The 6000-nt window shown below is 52.0% G+C and carries 5 protein-coding genes; 1 reads left to right on the top strand and 4 read right to left on the bottom strand.

The window, feature by feature from the left end:
* A partial coding sequence (locus OIU93_RS07365; RefSeq protein WP_264269430.1) for a response regulator transcription factor occupies positions 1-581 on the top strand: 581 nt, incomplete at its 5' end.
* 28 nt (positions 582-609) lie between these two features.
* Here the strand turns inward: OIU93_RS07365 and wecB are convergent.
* The 4 genes from wecB to OIU93_RS07345 all read right to left on the bottom strand — a co-directional run bounded on the left by wecB (position 610) and on the right by OIU93_RS07345 (position 5938).
* A complete protein-coding gene (wecB, locus tag OIU93_RS07360; protein WP_264269429.1) occupies positions 610-1809 on the bottom strand; it encodes a non-hydrolyzing UDP-N-acetylglucosamine 2-epimerase in 1200 nt (399 codons plus the stop codon).
* A 7-nt stretch (positions 1810-1816) separates the two neighbouring features.
* Complete coding sequence (gene wecC / locus OIU93_RS07355) at positions 1817-3055, bottom strand: UDP-N-acetyl-D-mannosamine dehydrogenase (protein WP_264269428.1); 1239 nt, start codon at positions 3053-3055, stop codon at positions 1817-1819.
* Positions 3056-3137: 82 nt separating this feature from the next.
* Entirely contained in the window at positions 3138-4721 is a 1584-nt protein-coding gene (locus OIU93_RS07350; protein WP_264269443.1) for a glycosyltransferase family 4 protein, read from the bottom strand.
* An 86-nt stretch (positions 4722-4807) separates the two neighbouring features.
* Positions 4808-5938, bottom strand: a complete 1131-nt coding sequence (locus tag OIU93_RS07345) for a glycosyltransferase (RefSeq protein ID WP_264269427.1) — start codon at positions 5936-5938, stop codon at positions 4808-4810.
* Positions 5939-6000 lie beyond the last annotated feature (62 nt).

Below are 6000 nucleotides of genomic sequence, written 5' to 3'. Positions count from 1 at the left end.
ACCGTGTTGTGTGGCGACCAGTTCAGACGATCACGAAAACCCCCAGGGCACTACCATGTATCCGGAACGAAACTACCAAGTCGCCAGAACAGCACTACCCTCTGGCGCTATTCAGCACCAGGGAACCGGGCGATGCGCCCGGACCCAAAGTCATCGTCCTGACAACCTTTGATCTTGATGAGTACGCACTTGCTGCCATCCAGGCCGGTGCCAGCGGCTTCCTGCTCAAGGATGCGCCACCGGAAGAACTACTGGATTCAATACGGACTGTCTACCGCGGGGACGCCGTCATTGCACCATCAACAACCCGACGGCTCCTGGACCACGTGGCACCGATGCTTCGTCGCTCGTCTCTTCCGGACAGTGCCCACGTAAAGGCTGTCCGGTCACTGACCCCGCGCGAACGCGAAGTCTTTGGCCTGATCGCCAACGGCCGCTCCAATCCGGAAATTGCAGCTGGGCTGTTCCTGTCGGAGGCAACGGTGAAGACCCATGTGGGGCATATCCTCGCAAAACTCAATGCTCGTGATCGCGTGCAGGCGGTTGTCATCGCCTACGAAACAGGAGTGGTAACCCCGTAAGCGGCATTCGGCTAGCGCCGCATCCAGTCTAACGTTCAATCAGAGCGGCGGCCCGAATCAAATCTTCTTCGTCAGGCGACCACGAGTCAAATTCTTTGGCACCGGCTCCTACCCCAAGTAGCTTCTCGATCGCTGCGACACTGCGCGCTGCTGCATGTCCATCACCATACGGATTCACCGACGTCGACATGGCCTTGTAGAGCATCCCATCGTTCAAAAGTGCCCGCACTTCACGGACGATGTCATCAGTATGCGTACCAACCAGCTTTACTGTTCCTGCCACGATCCCTTCCGGACGCTCAGTATTCGACCGCATAACCAGTACCGGTTTGCCTAAGCTAGGTGCTTCTTCCTGGACCCCTCCAGAATCGGTCAAAACCACAGTCGATAAACTGAGGAGCTTTGTAAATTCCGCGTAGTTTAGTGGTTCTGTCACCGTTACGTTCTTCAACCCCTCAATTTCTGGAAGAATCCGATCACGGACCGCAGGGTTGAGATGAAGTGGCAAAACGAACTCAACGAGTGGTTCGTCGCGTGCGATTTCTGAAATTGCACGCGCAATGTCACTCATTTTTTTCCCGTGGTTCTCACGACGATGTGTAGTTACGGTGACAATGCGCCTAGCTGACGATTCCAAGCATCTAAGACGCTCATCTGTGAACACGATCTCGTGTTGAAGGGTCTCGAAGAGAGCATCGATCACAGTGTTGCCCGTCACGACTATTGAACTTTCGTCGATCCCTTCACGTATGAGGTTGTGTTTGTTGAACATGGTCGGAGCAAGGTGGAGAACAGCTAGTTGACTTGCAAGTTTGCGATTCGCTTCCTCAGGGAACGGGGACAGCAAATTGTAACTACGCAAGCCTGCTTCAGCGTGAACAACCGGGATTCCGCGGTAGAAGGCAGCAATTGCTCCGGCAACAGCACTAGTAGTGTCACCTTGCACCACTACTGCATCAGGCTGACAATCATCGAAGACTTCGTCAAGACCATCAATAATTCTTGATACCAGGCGGTTGAGGGATTGGCTATGCGCAAAAACATTTAGATCGTAGTCAGGCGTGATCCCAAACAATTCATTTACTTGATCCAGCATTTCGCGATGTTGCCCAGTGACGGCGACGTGACAATCGAGGGTTGCCGATGCATGAGCCGCCTCGATGATGGGCGCGACCTTTATCGCCTCTGGCCGTGTTCCAAAAATGGCCAGTAACTTCTTCCGACCCATTACGGAATTAGACATTCAACTCACGCCACAGTCCGCGGGTATCAATCAAACGTTTGGTCGAGAGTACGGTTGAATCGATATTCTTGAACTGGTCATGATCGACTAACAAGACAACGATCTCTTCCCTATCGAGGCATGATTCCAAAGACTCAAGTCGTACATTTGGGAATCCACCGAGTCTCTCAGGCAACTCGGAGACAAAAGGTTCGGCGACGTGAATCATCAAGTCAGTATTTTCCAATGCAAGACGTTCGACGATTTCTACAGCCGGCGATCCCCTTAAGTCATCCACGTTCGCTTTGAAAGCTAAGCCAAGGATCGCCACGCTGTTCCGACCGCTCGATTTCACTTCTTGAACTATCTGCCTATTCACAAATAGTGGCTTGGAATCGTTTACGTTTCGCGCAGCCCGGATCAGTTCTGTCGTGGACGGTGCTGAAGATATCAAGAACCAGGGATCCACTGCAATGCAGTGACCACCCACTCCGGGTCCGGGCTGGAGGATATTCACTCTGGGGTGTTTATTGGCTAAGGAAATAACGTCCCAAGCATCAACGCCAAGCTCATCTGCGAGCATTGAGAGTTCATTCGCGAAAGCAATGTTGACATCTCGGAAAGAATTCTCGGCAAGCTTGGTGAGTTCTGCCGTTCTGGCATCGGTCAAGTGAATCGAACCCGTACAGAAAGTTCGGTACAAATCAGCAGCCTTTTCCGCATCTTCAAAACTCAGGCCACCTACAACTCGATCGTTCGTTGTAATCTCATGCAGCATATGACCTGGGATAACCCTCTCCGGGCAATGTGCCAAGAAAATATCACCAGGATCCAGGTCATCACGGGACGAATAGATTGCTTTTGCAACGGCTTCAGTCGTGCCTACGGGGGAAGTGCTCTCCAAAATTACGAGTGAACCGGATTGTATATGCACGGCGATCTGAGCAGCAGCCGCCAATACGTAGGAAATATCGGGCGATCTATCTGAGCCAATGGGAGTAGGAACGGCGATTATGTAAGTCGAAGCCGGCACGGTGCGGTTTGAGACTGACAAGTTGTTTGTCGCGATTGCTGCATCCAAACATTCTTGAAGACCTGGTTCCTCAAAAGTTGCTTGACCAGCATTCAGTTGCTCAACAACCGTGTCTGAGATGTCAACACCATGAACATTTGACCCGCTAGTTGCCAGCACTAGGGACGTTGGTAGCCCGATGTACCCAAGACCCACCACACAGACATCAACTTCAGACATGTGAATGCTACTTTCATTTTTGAATTTCTCGTACTAGCACGTTGCTCAGCTAAACCGCAGCATAGGCAACTCTTCATTGCGATTAGCCGTTCGATTGATCGGCCAGCGAATCGTACAAGTCCGATATCTTGGCCGCGTTTCCGGCCCAGGTTCGGGTGGTCAGTACCTTCTTCCGCCCAGCGGAGCCTAAACGTTTACGAAGGCTAGCATCGTCCAATAGTAGTCGAAGCTTTGCGACAAGGTCCGGCTGGCTTTCTGGTTGGAAGCAAAACCCGTCTACACCATCGGTCACGATCTCGCGCAGAGCTGGTAAATCAGAGACGATAACGGGAACTTCCGAAGCAAGAGCTTCAACTGGCTTGAGGGGCGTAACGGCACGAGTCACAGCAAGGTCTCGCCGCGGAACAACAAAAATATCCAGAGACCTGTGGTATTTGCGAGCTTTAGACTTGTCGACACGGCCAGTAAAGATCACACGATCACCGACGCCTAGATCGTTTGACAATTCAACGAGCGTGGCACGCTCTGTACCATCGCCCACAATCAAAAGTCGAAGAGTCTCGAAATCCCTGGTCAGATCCGCAAACGCACGCACCAAGAGGTCCAAGCCTTCGTAACCCACCAGACTTGATACGGTGCCAATGTAGAGATAATTGTTGTTCAATCCCAAGTCGACACGACAAACAGACTTGTCCGGTAAATCTGAGATGTACTCTTCGCCTACGGCGTTGGGGCAAACAAGGATCTTTGAAGGGTCAACCCCTGCTTTCACCAATTCCTGCTTCATGGCATCACCGAGGGTGATGACGGCGCTTGCTGCCTTGGCGACCTCAGCTTCAGCCTTTTTAAAGTACCGGTACTTAAACGAATCTGATGACCGTTCAGCACACGCGGATTGCCAGGTATCGGCGAGTTGCCCGCGGACCTCGTAAACCCATGGAAGTGAGTTCTCGGCCGCCACAATGCCTACTGAAAGGCCATTGACGAACTCAGTGGTTGTATGCAGAACAGCAGGACGGTGGAGTCTCACAGCATCACGGAGCATACTCGTCTGTAATTCGATCCGCTTTGATGTCTCGGAGGGCAAGCGCTTGGGCAGAAGTCGTCGATACTCGATGGCGTCGACTCTGCTCACGTCTTCAACGGGCAGTTGACCCACATTCCATGGATATCCGATTCGCGAATACGCTACGATTCCCCAGCCCTCGTCCTGCATGGACGACAAAACACTATGTGTCCGTTGGGTATAGCCGCTATTTGTAAATGGGAGCGAATTTGTCACCAAGTGCAAAGCCGTCCGACGAGAAACCTTCTTTGCCCCAGCCGATTTCAAATGGTTGTAGGATCCCGTCAAGACTTCAATCTCGGACTTGTACGATTTTACTAACCGGTTCCCAAGATGCCCAGCGCTAAGGGCTTCACGAAGTGCCTGGTCATATTCTCCCAAGAAGGCGAGTATACGGGCCCTCGCAACGTGGCCACGTGAGGAATCGTCAGATTCTATGAGACTGAGTGACTGTTGCGGACGCCCTTGGAGCAGATGAAGTGCAGAAAGTGCACGAAGTCGTCCCTTCGTCTTTGGGAACGGCTTCGATTTCAAGAGATCTTGGAAGGCGCTACTTAATTTTAGGAAACCAGCTGCTGACGATAAACGTCGGGAAACCATCAGGGAAAAGTGCGTCGGATCCTCACGAAGTCCATGTGCTGCCAAATTTGCAAGAGCCCGTAACCCATAAAATTGCTTAATTCGCACTATGCCTCTCCTCCTCGGAGCTTCGAGAGGTGTTCAAAAAGTAGTCGGTGGTATTTGAGCGCGAGCGATTCCAAGTCATAGTCGGATCTGAATGCCGCCATAGTCACCGGATCGTATTTCCAATCCTGGATTTCAACGATCTGGTTACGCAGGGTGTGAGAGACTCCCAAAACATCCCCACCAACACTCATACCGAGTCTGTACTTGGAAATGAGTTCGGCGGCTTCCCCCCTAACCAGTCCCGTGATGTGACATCCGTATCCTGCCAATTCAAATAGCTTTGACGGCACTGTGTATTTGAAACTTTCCCAATCGTCACGTAGCGCGACCAGACAAGTGTCAGCCCAGTCGTACCACTCAAGCACGCCTTTGGCCTTCACCGGAGGGACGAAAACATCAGTCAACCCTAATTCTGCGGCACGAGATTCTAAACGAGGTAAGGCCGAGCCATTCCCAACTATTCGGAGATCCATCCAGTCTTGGGATACGGCGGCGATATCCAGAACTTCCTCGAGGCCTTGGCTTTCTCCAAGATTTCCCAAATAAAGAACCCGGAGCCTAGTGCCAGAATCTAAGCGCTTCTTCTTAGTGTGTGGCAACGATGCAAAATGGTAGCCGTTTGAAACCACATCAACGCGATTGCTTCCATCCTGAGACAGTCTTTTTGCATGACCTGGAGTTACGGCTATAACCAGTGAAGCCGAGGATTGGATCCGTTGAATCGCCCTCACGCTCAGCTTCTCAGCAAACTTCCACCGGACGACGCCCGATTCTTCTAAAAGCTCAGGCCACGCATCTCGCATTTCGACGACGAGAGGAATTCGACGAACTCTTGATATGACAAATCCAGCTACAAGCGTTGGAAGGGCTGGCACCGTCACAACGAGGAGATCCGGACGGGGAGCCAACAGCGACTTTGGCACCATGAATAGCACCATACCGAACTGGGCCAATACTTTTCCCGACCAACTACTCCCATTCATTTTGAAGTGGAAGCCATGAAAACCGAAACGACCCTGAAGAGCTTGCCTTTCACGCCTGGTGAACGGATGCCAGTCGCGACCGCGTAGGCTCGGCGCGACAACATCCACGTGGACGTTTTGCTCCAGGAACGTCCTTACAAACGCCATCCACCTCCGCTGGGGCGGCGAAACCTCCGGACCAAAAGAATGCGTCAACAACTGAATTCGCA

This window comes from Paeniglutamicibacter sp. ZC-3, assembly GCF_025847175.2.
GTDB classification, from domain to species: domain Bacteria; phylum Actinomycetota; class Actinomycetes; order Actinomycetales; family Micrococcaceae; genus Paeniglutamicibacter; species Paeniglutamicibacter sulfureus.
The sequence above is the reverse complement of the archived record's forward strand: the minus strand, read 5'-3'. Positions and strand labels throughout refer to the sequence as shown.

Coding starts and splice junctions, on each gene's coding strand:
- OIU93_RS07345 (WP_264269427.1), bottom strand. CDS start 5,938: ATGGCGTTTGTAAGGACGTTCCTGGAGCAAAACGTCCACGTGGATGTT.
- wecC (WP_264269428.1), bottom strand. CDS start 3,055: ATGTCTGAAGTTGATGTCTGTGTGGTGGGTCTTGGGTACATCGGGCTA.
- OIU93_RS07350 (WP_264269443.1), bottom strand. CDS start 4,721: ATGGTTTCCCGACGTTTATCGTCAGCAGCTGGTTTCCTAAAATTAAGT.
- wecB (WP_264269429.1), bottom strand. CDS start 1,809: ATGGGTCGGAAGAAGTTACTGGCCATTTTTGGAACACGGCCAGAGGCG.